The sequence below is a fragment of the Embleya sp. NPDC050493 genome (genome assembly GCF_044458105.1).
Classification (GTDB): Bacteria; Actinomycetota; Actinomycetes; order Streptomycetales; family Streptomycetaceae; genus Embleya.
In genome coordinates this window covers 127,135-146,062 of sequence record NZ_JBITHP010000001.1, presented here as the reverse complement: position 1 = coordinate 146,062, position 18,928 = coordinate 127,135, and the positions used below count along the sequence as shown (strand labels likewise).

Annotated in this window: 12 protein-coding genes; 6 read left to right on the top strand and 6 right to left on the bottom strand. The window is 69.9% G+C overall.

Going from position 1 to position 18,928, the window contains the following annotated elements; genetic code table 11:
- The first annotated feature begins 203 nt into the window (after nt 1-203).
- From ACIBM5_RS00470 to ACIBM5_RS00460, 3 genes are read left to right on the top strand one after another with little or no spacing between them, the layout of a single operon-like run.
- Complete coding sequence (locus tag ACIBM5_RS00470; RefSeq protein ID WP_396004658.1) at nt 204-581, top strand: hypothetical protein; 378 nt, start codon at nt 204-206, stop codon at nt 579-581.
- Nucleotides 578-3,148, top strand: a complete 2,571-nt coding sequence (locus ACIBM5_RS00465; RefSeq protein WP_396004657.1) for an amino acid adenylation domain-containing protein — start codon at nt 578-580, stop codon at nt 3,146-3,148. Before ACIBM5_RS00470 ends, ACIBM5_RS00465 begins: the two co-directional genes overlap by 4 nt.
- 21 nt (nt 3,149-3,169) lie before the next feature.
- Nucleotides 3,170-3,946: a thioesterase II family protein gene (locus ACIBM5_RS00460; RefSeq protein ID WP_396004655.1), complete on the top strand. Its 777-nt coding sequence runs from the start codon at nt 3,170-3,172 to the stop codon at nt 3,944-3,946.
- A gap of 83 nt (nt 3,947-4,029) precedes the next feature.
- Here ACIBM5_RS00460 and ACIBM5_RS00455 read toward each other — a convergent pair whose 3' ends face one another.
- Genes ACIBM5_RS00455 through ACIBM5_RS00430 form a run of 6 tightly spaced genes read right to left on the bottom strand, consistent with a single transcriptional unit; the run spans nt 4,030 to nt 8,314 of the window.
- On the bottom strand, nt 4,030-5,340 hold the full coding sequence (locus ACIBM5_RS00455; protein ID WP_396005097.1) for a 3-deoxy-7-phosphoheptulonate synthase: 1,311 nt from the start codon (nt 5,338-5,340) through the stop codon (nt 4,030-4,032).
- A gap of 8 nt (nt 5,341-5,348) precedes the next feature.
- Nucleotides 5,349-5,624 carry a chorismate mutase gene (locus ACIBM5_RS00450; protein ID WP_396004654.1) on the bottom strand — a complete coding sequence of 92 codons (276 nt, stop codon included), beginning with the start codon at nt 5,622-5,624 and terminating at the stop codon, nt 5,349-5,351.
- Between the two features lie 57 nt (nt 5,625-5,681).
- Nucleotides 5,682-6,653 carry a quinone oxidoreductase family protein gene (locus ACIBM5_RS00445; RefSeq protein WP_396004653.1) on the bottom strand — a complete coding sequence of 324 codons (972 nt, stop codon included), beginning with the start codon at nt 6,651-6,653 and terminating at the stop codon, nt 5,682-5,684.
- A 26-nt stretch (nt 6,654-6,679) separates the two neighbouring features.
- Entirely contained in the window at nt 6,680-7,432 is a 753-nt protein-coding gene (locus ACIBM5_RS00440) for an RraA family protein (RefSeq protein WP_396004652.1), read from the bottom strand.
- Nucleotides 7,429-7,968: a prephenate dehydratase domain-containing protein gene (locus tag ACIBM5_RS00435; RefSeq protein ID WP_396004651.1), complete on the bottom strand. Its 540-nt coding sequence runs from the start codon at nt 7,966-7,968 to the stop codon at nt 7,429-7,431. The genes ACIBM5_RS00440 and ACIBM5_RS00435 overlap by 4 nt, the downstream gene beginning before the upstream one ends.
- 16 nt (nt 7,969-7,984) lie before the next feature.
- Entirely contained in the window at nt 7,985-8,314 is a 330-nt protein-coding gene (locus tag ACIBM5_RS00430; RefSeq protein WP_020552114.1) for a cupin domain-containing protein, read from the bottom strand.
- A 345-nt stretch (nt 8,315-8,659) separates the two neighbouring features.
- On the opposite strand from ACIBM5_RS00430, the gene ACIBM5_RS00425 reads away from it, so the two are divergent.
- From ACIBM5_RS00425 to ACIBM5_RS00415, 3 genes are read left to right on the top strand one after another with little or no spacing between them, the layout of a single operon-like run.
- A complete protein-coding gene (locus tag ACIBM5_RS00425) occupies nt 8,660-14,797 on the top strand; it encodes an amino acid adenylation domain-containing protein (RefSeq protein WP_396004650.1) in 6,138 nt (2,045 codons plus the stop codon).
- Nucleotides 14,794-17,724, top strand: a complete 2,931-nt coding sequence (locus tag ACIBM5_RS00420) for an amino acid adenylation domain-containing protein (protein WP_396004649.1) — start codon at nt 14,794-14,796, stop codon at nt 17,722-17,724. Before ACIBM5_RS00425 ends, ACIBM5_RS00420 begins: the two co-directional genes overlap by 4 nt.
- Nucleotides 17,721-18,917, top strand: a complete 1,197-nt coding sequence (locus tag ACIBM5_RS00415) for an NAD(P)/FAD-dependent oxidoreductase (RefSeq protein ID WP_396004648.1) — start codon at nt 17,721-17,723, stop codon at nt 18,915-18,917. Before ACIBM5_RS00420 ends, ACIBM5_RS00415 begins: the two co-directional genes overlap by 4 nt.
- Nucleotides 18,918-18,928 lie beyond the last annotated feature (11 nt).

Sequence of the window (18,928 nt, the reverse complement as noted above, 5' to 3'; positions counted from 1 at the left end):
GGCCGAACGTCGATTACGCTCCCGCTGAGACCGTGGCACGGGTGAAAAGGTTCGTCAAGTATTGGGTCGAGTTCGCGGGGCCTGTCCCGTCGACGAGACAGCTGGAAGATCGCCGACGGTGCCGTTCCGTCGTGCCGATTGATCGATCACGATCGGTTCACTACCGTGGTCAACCGACATTGGATAGCGTCGGCACTACGTACATGAAGCCACTGCGGCAACGCGGTGACCTCGGGAAACATCGCCTGCACGACCGCAACGACCAGACCGCGTCGGATTCTCCGGACGGCATTTACAAGAAGGCGCCGGCCTCGCGGTTCGCGGTGGTGGCAAGTGGTGCCATCATCGGATCGTTTCGCCCGCGGGCCTGCGACTTCCGAATCTCGGTCATTGTGCCGGCGGCGTGTGCGAGCTGCTTCGGGAAGAGTTTGTCGAGATGCGGTTCAGGGTGCCTGCGTGAGCACGTCGTCGCCAAATTGCGCGTGCGATCGCTTCGGAAACCGCAGAACTCACGAGCCGGGCTGTCCTGGCGCTGTGCGCCGGGCCTGTCGCAGGCAATAAACGCGAAGGGAAAACAGTGACATTGTTGCGCGACCGGCTCACCGAGGCTCACCTCGCCGAACAGCGGCGCTACTGGCTCGACCGGCTCGACGACCTTCCGGTATTGCGGCTGCCGACCGACCGGCCGCGGCCGACCACGGCCGGCACGGCGAGCGCCGCCGTCGAGTTCCGGGTGCGGGCGGAGGTCGTCGAGGACCTGGACGATGTGGCCGGCAAAGCCGGCGGGACGCTGTTCACCGCCCTGCTCTCCGCCTCCCAGGTGCTCTTCTCCCGCTACGGCAGGCAGCAGGACATTCCTGTGGCCACCGTGGCGAGCGGCCGCACGCTCGACGCACCGGACACACGATTCGTCAATGTCGTCGTCCTGCGGTCAACGATCCTGCCGGACGAGCCGTTCACCCGGCTGATCGAGCGAAACGCCCCGATCGTCGAAGACGCGGTGGCCAACGCGGACCTGCCCTTTTCCAGACTTGCGGACACGCCGGGCCTCCGCGGCGCCGATGCCGGCTCTCCTCTGCCACGGGTGCTGCTGGTGCTGCGAGACGAGCACCCCGGCCCCGTCGAGGTACCTCAGCCGTTCGACCTCACCATCGACTGCCGGTCGACCGATACGGGCGAGCTGGTCGGCACCGTCACCTACGATCCGGGCTTGTTCGAGGCGGCCACCGTCCAGCGGCTGGCCCGGCACCTGGTGGGGGTGCTGACGGCCGCCGTGCGTCATCCGGAGCGCCCGGTGGGCGACCTTCCGCTGCCGGACGAGCGGGAGCGGCACACTCTGCTCGGCGAGTGGGGCGTCAACCAGGTGGAGTTGCGGGCATGGCCGTGTGTGCACGAGTTGGTCGCCGAGCGCGCCGGGGAGAAGCCCGACGCGGTCGCGGTCGTCGCCGGCACGGACACCGTGACGTATGGGCAGTTGCACACCAGGGCGAACCGACTCGCCAACCTGCTGGTGTCCGCCGGGGTTCGGCGCGGTGATGTCGTCGCCGTGTGCCTGCCGCGCGGCCCGGAGCTGGTCACCGCACTGCTTGCGGTCCTTCGCGCCGGCTGCGCCTACCTGCCGTTGGACCCCGGATACCCGACCGAGCGGCTGAACTTCATGCTCGGCGACGCCGACGTGGCGGTGTGCGTCACGGAAAGCGCGCTGGTGGGCAAACTACGAGAGGCCACCGACGCGGACTTCGTCGCGATCGACGAACAGGAACACAACCTGGCCGCGCAGCCCACCGCGCCGCCGGCCATCCCGATCTCCGGGCGGGACGCGGCGTACGTGATCTACACCTCGGGCTCGACCGGCCGGCCGAAGGGGACCGTGGTCGAGCACCGTTCGATCACCAGACTGCTCTGCGAGGCGGACTACATCCCGCTGCGGTCCGATGACGTCGTCGCCCAGGGCGCCGACGCGACGTTCGACGCGGCGACCTTCGAGATCTGGGGGCCGCTGGTCGCGGGTGCTCGGATGGTGGTCATCGACAAGAACACGATGCTCGACCCCAAGGCACTGACGGACGCGCTGACTCGGCATCGGATCAGCACGCTCGTGCTCACGACGGCGGTGTTCAACCAGGTCGTCGCCGCGCAACCGGATGCGTTCAGGACGCTGCGCCACCTGCTCTTCGGTGGTGAGGCGGTCAATCCGGACCGGGTGGCGCAGGCGTTGGCGGCGGGTCCACCGCAGCGCCTGATCCACTGCTACGGGCCCACCGAGACGACCACCTTCGCCACCTGGCACCTGGTGGAGCGGATCGAGGAGCACCGCACGGTGCCCATCGGCCGTCCGGTCGTGAACACCGGCGTTCACGTGCTCGATGAACGGCTGAACCCGGTACCGGTGGGTGTGGTCGGCGAGTTGTTCATCGGTGGGCCGGGGGTCGCGCGAGGTTACCTGGCTCGTCCGGGCCTGACCGCGGAACGCTTCCTGCCCGACATCTTCGGCACGACACCCGGAGATCGGCTGTATCGCACCGGTGACCTGGTGCGCTGGTCGGCGGAGGGCGAGCTGGAGTACGTCGGCCGGATCGACCGCCAGGTCAAGGTCCGCGGCTTCCGGATCGAGCCGAACGAGATCGAACTCGTGCTCCAGCAACACCCGGACGTCGAAGCGGCCGTGGTGATCGTGCGCGACGACGGTGAGCACAAGCGCCTGGTCGGTTACGTTCGCCCCGAGCCGGGACGCAAGCCCGAGCCGGCAGTGCTGCGGGACTTCGTCGGGGACCGACTCCCGGAGTTCATGGTGCCCGCGGTCGTCGTGCCGCTCGCCGAGTTCCCGCTCACCCCGAGCGGAAAGGTCGACCGCGCCGCGCTGCCGGCCCCGGAGCGTATCGCCGACGCCGAGGACTACGTCGCGCCGCGAACGGACGACGAGCGGGTGCTTGCCGAGGTCTGGGCCGATGTGCTCGACATCGATCGCGTCGGGGTGACCGACAACTTCTACGAACTCGGTGGCGACTCCATCCTCGGGATCAAGGTCGTCGCCAAGGCTCGGGCCGCGGGTGTGTCGATCTCGGCCAAGGCCCTGTTCCGCCTGCAGACCATCGCGGCGCTGAGCGACGAAGCGGCACCCGCCGCACCTGTTGACCAATCCTGCTGATCCACATTCGCGGAGGGCATTGTGCGCACCCAAAGACCCGGCCTGAAGGGTCGTCTGGTCCCCGAGAACCGCTACCTGTGGCGTGCGCGGCGACCCGAGGCACGGCACCGCATCGTCTGCTTCCCCCATGCGGGCGGGGGCGCCAACGCGTACTCGAACTGGGCGCGCGCGTTGCCGCCGGACATCGAATTGGCGGCCGTGCAACTGCCGGGCCGGCAGAACCGGATCGCCGAGGAGCCGGCGACCGACGTCGGTCGACTCGTGCAGGAGATCGTCGCGGACCTGCGCCCCGTGCTCACCGGGCCGTTCGCCTTCTTCGGGCATTCGTGCGGATCGATGCTCGCCTTCGAGGTGGCGAGGGCGCTGCAGATGCAGGGCGGCCCCTGCCCCACCCGGCTGTTCGTGTCCGCGCAGTCCACGCCCGAAGTGATCTGGGCCGGGCCCAAGCTGCACGACCTCCCCGAGCGCGAGTTCCACGCCGCCGTGCTCAGCCTCGGCGGATTCGACGAGGAGGTGAGCGCAGATCAGGAGGTCATGGACGAGCTGGTACCGGTCGTCCTCGCCGACTTCCAGCTCTGGGAGCGCCACCGCGTCGCCACCGTGCCCACCTTGGACAGCCCGATCACCGCGCTCGTCGGGAAGTCCGACTGGCGGGCCCCGCTGGAAACCGTTGTGGGGTGGAGCGAGTACACCTCGGCGTCGTTCACGACCGAACTCTTCCCCGGCGGTCACTTCTACCTGACCGAAGAAGGCAACGACGTCCCCGGGTTCGTCGGCCGGACCCTGCTGGGGACATAGCACGGCTGCCGCACCAACCGACAAAGACGCTGCACGGGCGATTCGCCCGTGCAGCGTCTTTGTCGGATGTCACGCGTGTGTGCTCAGCCGAGCGTGGCGGCGTCCCGCAACAACTCCCCGCTCGAAGCACTCGGAACACTCGAAGCACTCGGCGCGCTCGAAACACTCGGAGAACTCGGAGCACTCGGGCGCAGCAGCGGTGCGATCGATCGGGCCAACTCCAGCCCCTGGCCGCGGTTCAGGCGCGGGTCGCAGGCCGTCTCGTACCGCAGGTGCAGATCCCGCTCCCGCACAGGGGTGTGTTCGTCCACGCATTCGGTCACGTTGCGGCTGGTCAACTCCAGGTGCAGGCCGCCCGGGTGGGTACCCATCGCCCGGTGAACCTCGATGAACCCTTGCACCTCCGCCCGGATCGCCTCGAACCGACGAGTCTTGGTGCCGTCCGCGGTCGCGAAGGTGTTGCCGTGCATCGGATCGCACACCCAGATCGCCGGCGAGTCCCGAGTGATCACCTCGTCGACGAGCGCGGGCAGCCGGTCGTGCACCGCGTCCGCGCCCAGGCGGGTGATGAACGTCAGCCGGCCCGGCTCCCTGTGTGGGTCGATCAGTTCGATCAGTTCCGCGATGTCCGCGCGGGTCGTGGTCGGCCCGATCTTGACCGCCACCGGGTTGTGCACGCCGGCCGCGAAGGCCACGTGTGGCCCGTCGAGTCGTCGCGTGCGCTCGCCGATCCACAGCAGGTGACCGGACAGGCCGTATGTCCGTCCGGAAGCCGGGTCGACCCTGGTGAGCGCGGTCTCGTAGGGCAGCAGCAACGCTTCGTGGCTGGTGAAGAAGTCGCCGCCGAGGTCGGTGAACAGGGTGTGGCTCCTGGTGCGAAGCCGCCGGATGTCGGACAGGACGCGGTCCGCGGCCCGGTACGCGGAGAGCAGACGCTGTGGGTTCGCGGTCCGCGCCTCGGTGTCGAAACGCAGCTCGTTCACCGCGTCGCCCCGATAGACGGGCACCACCCGGTCGCCCCTGGTCTCGGTGCCCATCGAGCGCGGTTTCGCGTACTGTCCGGCGATCCTGCCCAGGGTGAGGGTCGGCAGCCCGGACTCCGAGGTCAGCACCGCCGCCATGTCCGCGAGGCAGCGCAGCTTGTCTCGTGTCGGCTCGATCAGCGGCCCCGCGAACAACTCCGCGCAGTCGCCGCCCTGGAGCAGGAACGCCTCACCGTGGGCCACCGCGGCCAGGCGCAGCCGGAGCTCGTCGCAGTCACCGGGTGAAACCAGCGCAGGCAGACTGCCCAATGCACGTACCACATCGGCCAGTTCGTCGATGTCACGCCAGTTCGGCTGCTGGTTCTCGACCGGAAGATGCAGCAAATCGACCCCGCTGAGCGCGGTGTTCATCGCGGCGGTCACGACCGGCAGGCCCGCAGGACGGCGGCCGCGACCTCGTCGCCGCTGTCCCCGAAGTGGGAGCGGTACACCCCCGCGATGTCGGCTTCCCGGCCGGAGTCGAACTTCGGCCCGTCCGCCTCCCGGCGAGCCTGCTGGATGCGCTGGGACACTTCACGACGCATCCGCAACAGGCTGATGATGCCCAGGTCGAGATTGTCGATGTCGGTACGCGCTTGCCTTGTGGACAGTCGGATGTCCACTTCCGCCAGGGATTCGGTCTCTGAGACCAACACGCCTTGCCCCCTTGTGTCGTGCCGTTGCCGCAGGTCGGATGTGTGCACGGTGTTCGCTCAGGGTTTCAGCAGCAGCTTGCCGATGGTGCGGCGCTGCTCGATGTCCGCCTGCGCGATACCGGCGTCGGCCAGTGGATAGAGTCGTCCGATGTGGACGCTGAGGTTGTCCCGGCGTAGCCAGGAGAACACCGCGGCGCCGCGAGACCGCAGTTCCTCGGGGGTCGCGATGAAGTCCGGAAGGTACGGGCGGGTCAATTTGATCGAGCCGCGTGTGCCGGTGCTCAGGTCGATGGGCGGTATCTTGCCGCCGGACTGTCCGTAGAGGACGAAGGTGCCCCGTGGACGCAGCGAGGCGATGCTTCCCTCGAAGGTCGTCTTGCCGACCGCGTCGTAGACGACGTCCACGCCGGCGCCGCCGGTGAGCCTACCGATCTCGGCTGCGAAGTCGACCTTCGTGTAACGGATGACCTCGTGCGCCCCTGCCTGGCGCGCCGCCTCCTCCTTCGCCGCGCTGGACACGGTTCCGATGACGCGGACGCCGAGCGAGCGCAGCACCTGGGTGAGCAGCAGCCCGACACCGCCCGCCGCGGCGTGCACCAAAGCCGTATCCCCCGCACGGACGGGGTGGCTGTCCCGGGTGAGCACGTGGACCGTCAGGCCCTGCAACAGCACCGCGGCGGCCTGTTCGGCGCTCACCCCCTCGGGTACCCGCACGACCCGGTCGGCGGGTAGTACCACCTGTTCCGCGTAGGCGCCGGGCATCGGCACGTCCGCCGTTGCCACCACGTCACCGACCGAGAGGTCGGTGACGTCGGCCCCGACGGCGGCCACGGTCCCCGCCACCTCGCGTCCGGGGACGTAGGGCAGCTCACGCGGGTACAGGCCGCTTCGTTCGTAGGTCTCGTGGTAGTTGACACCGATGGCGGCGACGTCGACGAGCACGTCGCTCGGACCGGCGACCGGCGTTGCCCACTCGGTCGGTGTCAGTACCTCGGGACCGCCATGCCGGTATACCGCGACCGCACGCATTGCGGCCTCCTTGTCGGGTGTCGGGGCTAGATGGTGCCGACCTCGTCGATGATGTTCGGCAGCCGCTCGCCGGCCCGGATGCGCCGCAGAACGTCCTGCTCGGTGCGTCCGGTGGTCGCGGCCGCGGCCAGCACCTCGTGCAGGCGTGCCGCCGGCACCACCACCGTGCCGTTGCCGTCGGAGAACACCCAGTCCCCCGTGTGCACCGGCACGTGGTCGACCAGGCAGGAGCCACCGACCGACTCGACGCGGTACGCGCCTTGGGTGTCGGTCGGGACGAAGTTGCTCGCGACGACGGGACGGGTGCTCTGCTCGACGACGTCTCGGTCGCGGATGGCGCCGCCCAACACGATCCCCTCGAACCGCAGTTGTTCGAGCAGATAGGTCGTGGACAGGCCGCCCGCGAGCGCGGCGTCGGTGATCAGCGGCCCGGAGCCCGCGACGTAGACCATGCCTCGGCCGTCGACGACCTCGGGTACCAGGAAGTCGCGGACCTGCTGCCATGTACTCGGAGAGGCGGCCATGATGCTCGGCCCCTTGCGCACCATCACCCAGCCGACGGTGTACGCGGCACCGAAGAACAACCGGTCGTCGCCCGAGACGCGGTGCAGCCGCGAGTCCAGCACCCGGTTGGTGATTCCCAACCCGTCGAGCACGTCCGCGATCGTGGCGGTGGAGATGCCGTGCTCCTGCACCGCCTTCGCGATCAGGGCGTGGGTTTCGCCGTACGGCGCCTCGGCGCCGGTGTCGGGCCGCCGGTCGTCGATGCCCGCCGTCACAGCGTGGTTCCGTGCGGCACGTGGATGCTGAAGCCCATCCGCACCGGGCCGAAGTCTTCGAGGATCTCGAGGTCGTTCGCCTCGGCGGCGACACTGGTGGTGATGCACGCGTCCGCCGAGCCGCCGGCGCACTCCAGCGCGGCCGCGGCGTTGCTTGTCACGAGCCGGATGTCGTAGCCGCGGCCCTCGAGGAGGTTGACCGGCGCGGGGTGGCTCAGCACTTTCTGTACCGGACCGTGATCGCGCCCGGCGAGAACCATCGGGTGGGTCGGCATCATGAAGCATTCGTGCAACGACATCGACTTGAGGTTCCGGAAGACGATCTCGTTCAGCTTCGGGTAGACGACACAACCGAGCAGTACGCTGTCGGCCGGGTTTGACATAACGCCGTCGAGCGCCTCTTCCAGAGTCTCGTAGAGAACGACGTCGCCTTGTTTGTGGTTGTTCTGTTCCAGGTAGTACTGTGCGGCCGCTTCGCAGTTCGTGCCTGTCGGCCCCAGCGTGTGGACCTGCAGGCGGCGGTTATTCGTGGACACGAATGTTCCCTTCACTTCAGAGTCGGTAATCCTCGCGTACCGGGTGGAAGATATCGATTCCCCGGGCGGCCGTTCGCGCGTGTGCCGCGTGTTCGGCACCGCCGGGGATGATCACGGATTCGCCCGCCTCCAGCACGACGACTTCGCCGTCGACCGTCACCTCGAACAGACCCTCGAGGCAGTGCACGATCTGCTCGTGCGGGTGCTGGTGGGGCGGCACGTCGCCGCCCTGCTCGAACTGCCACAGGGTGACCGTCATCGTGTCGCCGTGGATGAATTCCAGGCGCGCCTTCGGGAACATGTCGGCGATCACCGAGGTGCCCGAACGGTGCTTCTTCGCTGCCATTTTATTACTCCCGTGGGTCGTCGAGGTGCGATGCGGTCGAAATGCCTGAGGGAGAGTGCGGCCCGATGTGGTTCGGGAAATTCCGATCGGGTGTGTCTCCCGCGGATTTACCAGGAGAGCGTACCGTCGGGTGTCCCGGCGACAGGACAAGGCAAGCCCCTTGCGGTGGACCGTTCGCTATCGGAAGGCTGCCGGCGTGCATTCCTTGACAGCTTGAGCAGTCGTGTTCGTACGCTGGTCGAATCGGATTCGGCGGTCAATTTGCACTGTTTTGAGTTCGCTACTCCGCCAGGCCATGACCGGGAATCTGCGGAGCCCGTCGCACGGCAACGTCAAGGAGGAACCGTGGAGGATGGGAACGTGGGACGACCGGGCACCGATGCCGACGGTGGCGCACGATCTTTTCCGGAATTGTTCGACCTTCGGGTGACGACGTCACCCGATGCGACGGCCGTGGAGTACGGCTCCACGTCGTTGACCTACCGGGAGCTGGACGAACGAGCCGAACAGGTGGCGCGTGGGCTGCTCGCCGCCGGCGTGCGGGCCGAATCCATCGTGGCGATCGCCCTGCGCAGATCGGTGGACTGGGTGACCGCGCTGCTGGGGACGTTGCGCGCGGGCGCGGCATATCTACCCCTGGACACCGCGCACCCGGCCGAGCGCCTGGCGTACATGGTCGACGGGTCCGGCTGCACGCTGGTATTGACGGACAAGTCCGTCCACCCGGAGCTGCCCGAGCTGGCGGTGCCGACCCTCGGACTCGACGGGCTCGACGAGCTCGACAAAAACGCCCCGATACCGGGCTTCCCGAGGCCGGCGCAGAGCGCCTACGTCATCTACACCTCGGGTTCCACCGGCCGACCGAAAGGCGTGGCGGTCACCCACGGTGGACTCGCCGATTTGGCCGCCTCACACGCCGACCGACTCGGCGTCGCCGAGGGCAGCCGGGTACTCCAGTTCGCCTCCCCGGGGTTCGACGCCTCGGTGTGGGAGTTGTGCATGGCTCTGCTCTCCGGCGCGACGCTGGTACTGGCGGACGACGCGGATCTGGCACCGGGCCGCCCGCTCGCCGAGACCCTGACGCACCGCCGGATCACCCACGTGACGCTGCCGCCGCCGGTGCTCGCCACGCTCCCGGCCCAAGCGATGCCCGACGTCGAGTACCTGGTGGTCGCCGGGGACGCGACCACGCCCAATCTCGTCGAAGCCTGGGCCGGCGACCGGAAGATGATCAACGCCTACGGGCCCACCGAGACCACCGTGTGCGCCACCATGAGCGACCCGCTGGTCGCCGACGGCCGAATGCCGACCATCGGCCGTGCCATCACGGGTGCGCGGGTGCACGTCCTGGACACCGCGCTGCGCCCGGTCCCGCCGGACACCGTGGGCGAGTTGTACGTGTCCGGCCTCCTGCTCGCCCGCGGCTACCTGGGCAACCCGGGCGAGACCGCGGCCCGGTTCGTCCCGGACGTGTCGGGGCCGGCCGGCGCCCGGATGTACCGCACCGGGGACCTGGTGGCCCGGTCGGCGGACGGCACGCTCGTGTTCCACGGCCGGGCCGATACCCAGGTCAAGATCCACGGCGTACGCATCGAGACCCACGAAGTGGCGGCCGTTGTGGCCGCGCATCCCGGCGTCGCGGACGCGGTGGTCGTCGCCCGCGAAACCCGATCGAGCAAGCAACTCGTCGCGTACGTCGTCCCGAAGGAGCGAGCGGAGCGCTCCGACGGCGTGTCGAGCGACTCCTACGGCGCCCTCGCGTTGGAGCCCGCCTTCTCGGTCGGCGACCTGCGCGCGTTCGCGGCACGGCTCCTGCCCTCCCCGATGGTCCCGGCGGCGTTCGTGCCGCTGGACCGGATTCCCCTCACTCCCAATGGGAAGCCCGATCTCGCGGCGCTGCCGGCACCCCGGCTGCGGCAGGTGGCGTACCAGGCGCCGCGCGACGAGACGGAAGCGGCACTCGCGCGGCGATTCGCCGAGGTGCTTGGACTCGAAGAGGTGGGCGTCGACGACGACTTCTTCGCCATCGGTGGCGACAGCATCCAGTCGATCCAGGTGGTTTCGCGGCTGCGCGAGGGTGGCATTCACCTCAGCGCCCGGGATGTCTTCGAGCTGCGGACGGTGGCCGCACTGGCCGAGCTCGCGACAACGCGGTCGGCGACGGCGCCGGCCGACGCGTTGGAGGAGTTCGAGGGTGGCGGCATCGGGTCGATGCCGTTGCTGCCGGTCGCGCGGTGGATTCGGGACTGGGGCCCGGCATTCGACCGCTTCGCGCAGGCAATGGTGGTGTCCCTGCCGGAGGGGATCGACGAGGCGGGTCTGACCGCGACCCTGCAGGCCGTGGTCGATCACCACGACATGCTGCGGGCCCGCCTGGTGGGAGACGAGATCGTGGTGGCGCCCGCCGGTACGGTCTCGGTCGCCGTCGACCGGGTCGACGGCATCGACGAGGCCGACCCGTCCTGGCACTCCTCCCTGGCAGGGGAGTTGGACAGGGCGACCATGAGCCTGGATCCGTCCTCGGGGGCGCTCGCCCGCTTCGTCCGGTTCGACGGCCGCACGGACAAGCTGCTGGTGGTCTTGCACCACCTCGTCGTCGACGGTGTGTCCTGGCGTGTCCTGCAGTCCGACCTCGCCGAAGCGTGGGCCGCCGTCCGCGGCGGACACGAACCGCGGTTGCCCGTGGTGCGCACCTCGATGCGCAGGTGGGCACACGCGTTGACCGACGAGGCGCGCAATCCGCGCCGACTGGCCGAACTGCCGCTGTGGCGTTCGATCCTGGCCGGGCCGGACCCCCTGCTGGGTACGCGCCGACTGGACCCGTCGACCGACGTGGTCGCCACCGTGATCGACGTCCCGGTGACCGTGCCGGTGCCGATCACCGAGGCGCTGCTGACCACGGTGCCGTCGGTGTTCCGCGGCGAGGTGATGGACGGTCTGCTCGCCGCGCTGGCACTGGCGCTGACCGCTCGGCGACGAGCCGGAGGCGATGCCGAGTCGTCCGTGTTGATCCGGTTGGAGGGACACGGCCGGGAGGAGGGCGCGGCGCCGGGAGCCGACCTGTCCCGGACGGTGGGGTGGTTCACCACCGTGTACCCGATTCGTCTCGATCTCGCCGACATCGACGTCGCCGACGCGCTCGCGGGCGGCCCGGCCGCGGGCCGGGCCGTGATGCTGGCCAAGCAGCGCCTGCGTGCGGTCCCCGACAAGGGCATCGGGTACGGACTGCTGCGCCACCTCAACGACGACACCGCGGCGGTGCTCCGGGAGTATCCGATGGCCCAGGTGGGCTTCAACTACCTCGGTCGCTTCGCTCCGTCGGACACCGGTGCCTGGAGCCGGGTCGATGTGCCCCAGCTCGCGCAGCTGGACGCCGGTCAGGACCCGAGGATGCCCGCGCCGGCCGAGCTGGACATCAACGCGAGCCTCGTGGACACCGAGCAGGGACCGCAGTTGCGCGCGGTGTTCGCCGCACCCTCGGGCGTGCTGACCCACGAGGAGTTGGCGGAGATCGCGCACTTGTGGAGTACCGCGCTGGCGGGAATCGCCCGACACGCGGCCACCCCGGGCGTGCACGGGTTGATGCCCTCGGACGTGCCGCTGGTGTCGGTCACGCAGGCCGACCTGAACGAGTGGGCCGAACGACACCCGAACCTGGTCGACGTCTGGCCGTTGACGCCGCTGCAGTCGGGCCTGCTGTTCCACAGCATGGTGGTCGACTCCGGCTTCGACGCCTACCAGGTGCAGTACGTCCTCAGGTTGCTGGGGCCGATCGACGCGGCGCGGATGCGCACGGCCGGGCGGCGACTGCTGGCACGGCATCCGGGCCTGCGATCGGTCTTCGCCCCCGACGGCCGCGGGGAGATGGTCCAGCTCATCCTCGCCGACGCCGAACTTCCCTGGCGTGTGGTCGATTTCGGTGACCTGGACGAGGGCGCGCGAACGACCGCGTTCGAGCGCCTGCTCGCCGACGACCTGCGGGAACACTTCGATCCCGTGGTGCCTCCGATGGTGCGGATGACACTCGTGCACAGCGCACCGGAAGTGGCGGACCTGGTCCTGACCGCACACCACGCGATCCTCGACGGGTGGTCGATTCCGCTGATCGTGCGGGAGTTGCTGCTGCACTACGGTGCACAGTCCGCACCACTGCCGAGGGCGCGCGGCCAGCGGGACTTCCTCGAATGGCGTGTGGAGCGCGACCCGAACGAGTCGGCGGCCGCGTGGGCGCGTGAACTCGACGGCGTCGACGGGCCGACGCTGATCGACGACGGACGCCACACCGACGGCGGCGAGGGAATCGGGCAGGTGGACGCGGCGCTGACCGCGGCGGAGTCCGAGGCGATCGCCGCGTGTGCCGCGCGGCTGGGGGTGACGGTGAACACCCTGGTCCAGACGGCATGGGCGTTGCTGCTGTCCAGGATGACCGGTCGGCGCGACGTCCTGTTCGGAGCCGTCGTCTCCGGACGCCCGCCCGCGGTACCCGGCGTGGACGCGATCGTGGGCATGCTCCTCAACACGGTGCCGGTCCGCCTGGACTGCGATCCCGCCCGCACGCTCGCCGAACTGGTCGTCGACCTGCAACACAGGCAGGCCACGCTGCTCGACCATCACCACCACGGACTCAGCGAGTTGCACCAGGCGTCCGGCGTGACGGCGTTGTTCGACACGGTGGTCGGTTTCCAGTCGTTCCCGCTGGACCGGACCGGCATCGCCGCCGCGGGTCACGCGGCCGGGCTGCAGGTGGTGGGGATCCGCTCCTTCACGGTGAGCCACTACCCACTGGCCCTGATGGTGTTCGCCGAGCCGGACAGCCCGCTGCGCCCGTGCGTTCAGTACCGGCGGGACCTGTTCGACCGGGCCGCGGCGGCCGACATCGCGGCCAGGTTCGCGTTGATACTGCGCCGGATCGCGCAGGACCCGGTGCTGCGCGCCGGTGCGGTGGATGTCCGCTTCCCGGCCGAGCGCACGATCGCGGTCGCCGCGGAAACCCCACCCGTGGCAAAGACGGTCCTCGCCCTGCTCGACGTACGGGCGTCGCTGACACCGGACGCCGTCGCGGTGCGGTCCGTCGAGGAATCGCTGACCTACCGGGAACTCGACCGCAGGGCCGCGGCGCTGGCGCGGGTGTTGGCCGACCGTGGCGTGGTTCGGGAAACCACGGTCTCGGTTCGCTTGCCGGCCTCGTCGGCTGTGGTGATCGCGCTGGTCGCGGTGCTGCGCGCGGGCGGCTGTCTGGTGGCCCCGGACGACGACGCGGACGTGGTGCTCACCGACCTGCCCGCGCCGACGGCCGGAGCGGGTGCGCCGGTGTCGGTGCACCCGGGGCAGATCGCCGCGCTGCTGCCGACGTGGGGATACCCGGACGGTCGCCGGACCGTCGCGCTGGGCCACGCGGCGCTCGCCGCGCGGGTGCGAAACGCCGTGACGCGAGCGAGTCTGCGGACCGACTTCACCGGCGACTTCGGCCTGTGGCTGGTCGATGTGCTCGGTGCGGTGTGCGTCGGTGGCGGCGTCGAGATCGCCGCCGACCCCGAGGTGCCGCGTGACCCGAAGCCGGGACCCGCCGGGTACGCCGCGAGTGAGACCGGCTCGACGAACTCGCTCTCCCCGCATTCCGGTGACGGGGTGCCCGGTGACGTATCGCCGATCCCACCGTTGCCGGATGTAAGCCTCTACGTGCTCGACAACACCCTCCACCCCGCGCCACCGGGAGCCGTCGGCGAACTGTACGTCGCCGGTCCGGCGCTCGGCTTCGGCTATCGGGGCGGGCCCGCGACAACCGCGCGGTGGTTCGTCCCGGACCCGTTCCGTGCGGGCGCGGCTCGCATGTTCCGCACCGGCGAGCTGGTGCGTCGAGGGCCGAACGGTGCTCTGGAGCATGTCGGCCGTGCCGACGGACAGGTCACGGTGCGCGGCGTACGGATCAGCCTGCCCGCGGTCGAATCGGCGCTGGCCGAGCACCCGGAGGTGGTCGAGGTCGCCGCGGTGGCGGGGCTCGAATCCGATCTCCCGCCGCTGAGCGCGTACGTGGTGGGTGCCGGTGCGGACGCCGCGGAACTGGCCGCGTTCGCCGCCGATCGCTTGCCGCGCTGCATGGTCCCGGATGCCGTCGTTCCGCTGACCTACATCCCTCGCCTGCCGAACGGCAGGGTCGACGTGCCCGCGTTGCCGTCGGCGGAGGCGGCAGAGCGAGTGCGCCGCGAGCCGCGCGACCGGCACGAGAAAGTGTTGTGCGCGTTGTTCGCGGAGGTACTCGAGGTCGACGACGTCGACATCGACGACGACTTCTTCGAACTGGGCGGGACGTCGCTGATGGCGACCCGGCTCAGCAGCCGGATCCGCAAGGAATTCGGCGTCGCCGTCTCGATCCGGACCATCTTCCAAGCCTCCGCCATCGTCGACCTGGCGCGCGCGGTCAAGGCAGCCGGCGAGTCCACCAGACCAGGTCTGCGACGGATGGACAGGAGCGCCCAGTCGTGATCCCGTTGTCGTTCGCTCAGCGCCGGTGGTGGTTCCCCGACGGGTTCGAGGGCCCGTCGGCGACCTGCACCGTGCCCGTTCGCCTCGACCTTGCGGGACGCCTCGACGTCCCGGCGCTGCGTGCCGCCCTGCACGATGTCGTCGTCAGGCACGAGAGCCTGCGCACCCTGATCGTGCGGGACGACGACGGTGTGCCGCACCAGGACGTGCTTGCCGCCGATCGGGTGGTGCTGGACGTGCCCGTGGTCGAGGTGGCCGAACCGGACCTGGAGGCGGCGCTCCGGTCGGCCGCCGAGCAGGGACCGGACATCGCGGCGCACCTTCCACTGCGGGCGACGCTGCTGCGCGTGCGCCCGGACCTGCACGTGCTGGTGCTGTCGATCCATCACATCGCCTTCGACGACGAGTCGGTGACGCCGCTGGCCCGTGATCTGGCCGCCGCGTACACCGCGCGGGTCCGGGCCGAAGCCCCGAACCGGCCGGAGCTCTCCGTCCGATACGTCGACTACACGCTGTGGCAACGGGAGTTGCTGGGGGACGCGAGCGATCCGACCGCTCTCCTGTCGAGGCAGACCGAGTTCTGGCGCCGGGAGCTGGCCGGTATTTCCCAGCCGACCGGGCTTCCGCTCGACCGGCCCCGGCCGCCGAAACCCAGCCACCGCGGCGACGTCGCCGACGGCTGGCTGGACCGTGCCGAACTCGCGGCGGTCCAGGCACTGGCCAGGGCGCACGGGGTGACCGTGCCCATCGTGATGCAGGCCGGCGTGGTGGCGCTGCTGCGGCACCTCGCCTCGGGTACCGACATCGCGATCGGGTCGACGATCACCGGGCGCACCGACGAGCAACTCGACGAGGTGATCGGTGCGTTCACCAACACCTGGGTGTTGCGGGCCGATCTGTCCGGCGACCCGTCGTTCGGCGACCTGCTGGAGTCGGTCAGGGACAAGGCGCTGGGCGCGTACGACAACCGGGACGCCCCCTTCGAGCACCTCCTGGTCGAACTCGTCGGCTCGGAGCGGCCCACCGCGTATCACCCGCTGTTCCAGGTGATGTTCACCTGGAAGGACGACCTCGCGATCGACATCGAGCTGCCGGACCTGACCGCGCGCATGGAAGTGCTCGACAACCGGACGGCGCGGTTCGATCTGGAGTTCACCGTCTTCCCCGACCCGGAAACCGGGGGACTTCGCTGCCGCCTCGGGTATGCCACCGACCTGTTCGACCCCGCGACGGCGGCCGGCATCGTGGCGCGATACCTGCGCTTGGTGCGGCAGCTGACCAACGACCCGGATCTGCCGGTGGCCCTGGCGGACATCCTGACCGCCACCGAACGCGACCTGCTGCTCGCGCGGTTCGCGGGCACCACGTCCGCCGCGCCCGCTCTCACCGTCCCCGGCCTGGTCGACGCGCAGGCCGACACCGATCCCGATGTGGTGGCCGTGATCAGTGAGGGTGTTTCGCTCACCTACGGTGAACTGCGTTCGCGGGCGAACCGGGTGGCGAACGCGTTGGCCGGCCGAGGCATCGGGCCGGAGGATTTGGTGGGTATCGCGCTGCCGCGAACGGCCGAACTCGTGGTCGGCATGCTCGGCATCCTCAAGTCCGGGGCCGCCTACGTGCCCTTCGATCCGCAGTACCCGAGCAGACGATCGGGCGCGGTACTCACCGACGCCCGGCCGCGGTTGGTGCTCACCGACCGGGCGACCGCGTCGGTGCTGCCCGCGGACGTCTCGGTGATGCTGCTCGATCGCGACGTCGACGCCGCGGACGATCGTGCGATCGACGCGGCCGCCCCGGACAACGCCGCGTACGTCATGTTCACGTCCGGGTCGACCGGCCCGCCCAAGGGTGTGGTGATCACGCACGCCGGGGTGGTCAACGGCGTCCGAGGACTCGCGGACGTCATCGGCATGCGCGCGGGGTCGCGGGTACTCGCCGCGACCTCGGTCGACTTCGACGTGTCCGTGTTCGAGATCATCACCCCCCTCTCCGTCGGCGGCTGCGTGGAGATCGTCCGCGACGGACTCGTCATCGCGGAGCGCGGCGGTTGGTCCGGCGACGTCGTCAGCATCGTGCCGTCGGTCCTGGCGGAGGTCCTCGACCGGTTGCCCGACGGCATCGACGCGCCGACCATCGTGTCGGCCGGTGAGGCGCTGCCGACTTCCCTGGTGCACCGCGTGCGCGCCGTGGCCCCCCGGGTGCGGGTGATCAACGCGTACGGGCAGACCGAGAGCTTCTACGCCACGACGTTCACCGCGGACGGCGAGCCGGCCGAGCGGCCCGCCGTCCCGATCGGATCACCCTTGGCCAATATGCGGTGCTACGTCCTCGGCCCGGGGCTGCGGCCGGTGCCCTCGGGCGTGGTCGGTGAGCTCTACGTCGCGGGGCTCGTCGGCCGCGGCTACCACGGCCGCCGCGGCCCGACCGCTTCCCGGTTCGTGGCCGACCCGTTCGGTCCGGCCGGTGCGCGGATGTACCGGACCGGCGACCTCGTCCGGGCCGGCCACGACGGTGTCCACGAGTACGTCGGCCGCGACGACGCCCAGGTCAAGATCCGCGGCGTGCGCATCGAGACGGGCGAGGTCGAGGCCGCACTCACCACGCACCCCGGGGTGGCGCAGGCCGTGGTCACGGCCCACGACGGCGAGTCCGGCCGGCGCCTCGTCGGTTACGTCGTCCCGGTGGCCGCCGGCGATCCGGGGTTCGGCGACGCGGAAGGCATCGGCGACCCGAGCGTGGCTTCGACGCCCTCGCTCTCCGCGAGCGACCTGCTCAGGTTCACCGCCGAGTGGTTGCCCGAGTTCATGGTCCCGTCGGACTTCGTCCTGCTGAACCGCCTTCCGTTGGCTCCGAACGGCAAGCTCGATCGGGCGGCCCTGCCGGAGCCCGAGTTCGACTGCGCCCGCACCGCCGGGGGTTCGCGATGAACGACACATACGACGTCGTCGTGGTGGGTGCCCGCGTCGCCGGATCTCCCACCGCCATGCACTTCGCGCGTGCCGGATACCGGGTCCTGCTCCTGGAACGCGGGCGTTTTCCCCGGGACACACTGTCCACTTTGCTCATCCACCAGCCCGGGGTCGCGCTGCTCAAGCGGTGGAACGTGCTGCCCGGTGTGGTCGCCACCGGATGCCCGCCGATCGACCGGGTCAGCTACACCGTGGCGAACGTCCGACTGGACGGGTCCTCCTGGGCCGTCGACGGGGTACGGACCGCGTTCGCACCCCGTCGGTATCTCCTCGACTCGCTCCTGGCGCAGGCCGCGGTCGACGCGGGCGCCGAGTTCCGCGACGAGTCCACCGTGCTCGACCTGACGTTCGACGGTGACCGGGTGACCGGGGTACGCGTGCGGTCGGGCCGAACCGAGTACACGGTGCGTGCCGGTCTGGTCGTCGGCGCGGACGGGATGCGGTCCACGGTGGCCGCCAAGGTCGGCGCGCCGATCGAGATCGAAGACCCCAAGCTGACATGTGCCTACTACACGTACTGGTCGGACCTGCCGCAGCGGTTCCGGTTGCACGAGGCGCCGGGCAGTTGGGTGGGAACCATCCCCACCAACGACGGCGCGACTCTGGTGGGTGCGTATTTCCCCCAGAACCGGTTCGGGCAATTGCGCGGAGACGGTCTCGGGGCGTTGCTCACCGCCGTGCAACAGACCGCGCCGGAGCTGCGTGAGCAGATGGCCGGCGGCCGTGCGCTCGAGCGCCTGTACGGCACGGGCGACCAGCTCAACTTCTTCCGCAGGGCCGCCGGACCGGGGTGGGTGCTGGTGGGAGATGCCGGGCATCACAAGGATTCCATCACCGCACGCGGCATCACCGATGCCTTCCGCCAGGTTCAGCTCCTCGTCGACTGCGTCGGCGACGGGTTGCACGACCCGCGGCGGCTCGCTCACGCACTGGGCAGGTTCGCCGCGGAGCGCGACGACATGCTCGTCACCGATTACCGCAACACACTCAAAACCGCCGCCCTGGCGGCCGGCAAGCACCAGATCGAGCTGCTCCGGGTGATCGCGGGCAGCACCGAACTCACCGATCGCTATTTCTCGGCGATGTCGGGCGCCTGTCCGGCGGACGAGTTCGTCACACCCGAACTGCTGGACCTGCTCGCGGCGACGTGACGGGGCACGGC

What these genes read in the sequence shown, in the direction of transcription:
- ACIBM5_RS00415 (WP_396004648.1), top strand. Translation starts at nt 17,721, where the DNA reads ATGAACGACACATACGACGTCGTCGTGGTGGGTGCCCGCGTCGCCGGA.
- ACIBM5_RS00445 (WP_396004653.1), bottom strand. Translation starts at nt 6,653, where the DNA reads ATGCGTGCGGTCGCGGTATACCGGCATGGCGGTCCCGAGGTACTGACA.
- ACIBM5_RS00470 (WP_396004658.1), top strand. Translation starts at nt 204, where the DNA reads ATGAAGCCACTGCGGCAACGCGGTGACCTCGGGAAACATCGCCTGCAC.
- ACIBM5_RS00455 (WP_396005097.1), bottom strand. Translation starts at nt 5,340, where the DNA reads ATGAACACCGCGCTCAGCGGGGTCGATTTGCTGCATCTTCCGGTCGAG.
- ACIBM5_RS00430 (WP_020552114.1), bottom strand. Translation starts at nt 8,314, where the DNA reads ATGGCAGCGAAGAAGCACCGTTCGGGCACCTCGGTGATCGCCGACATG.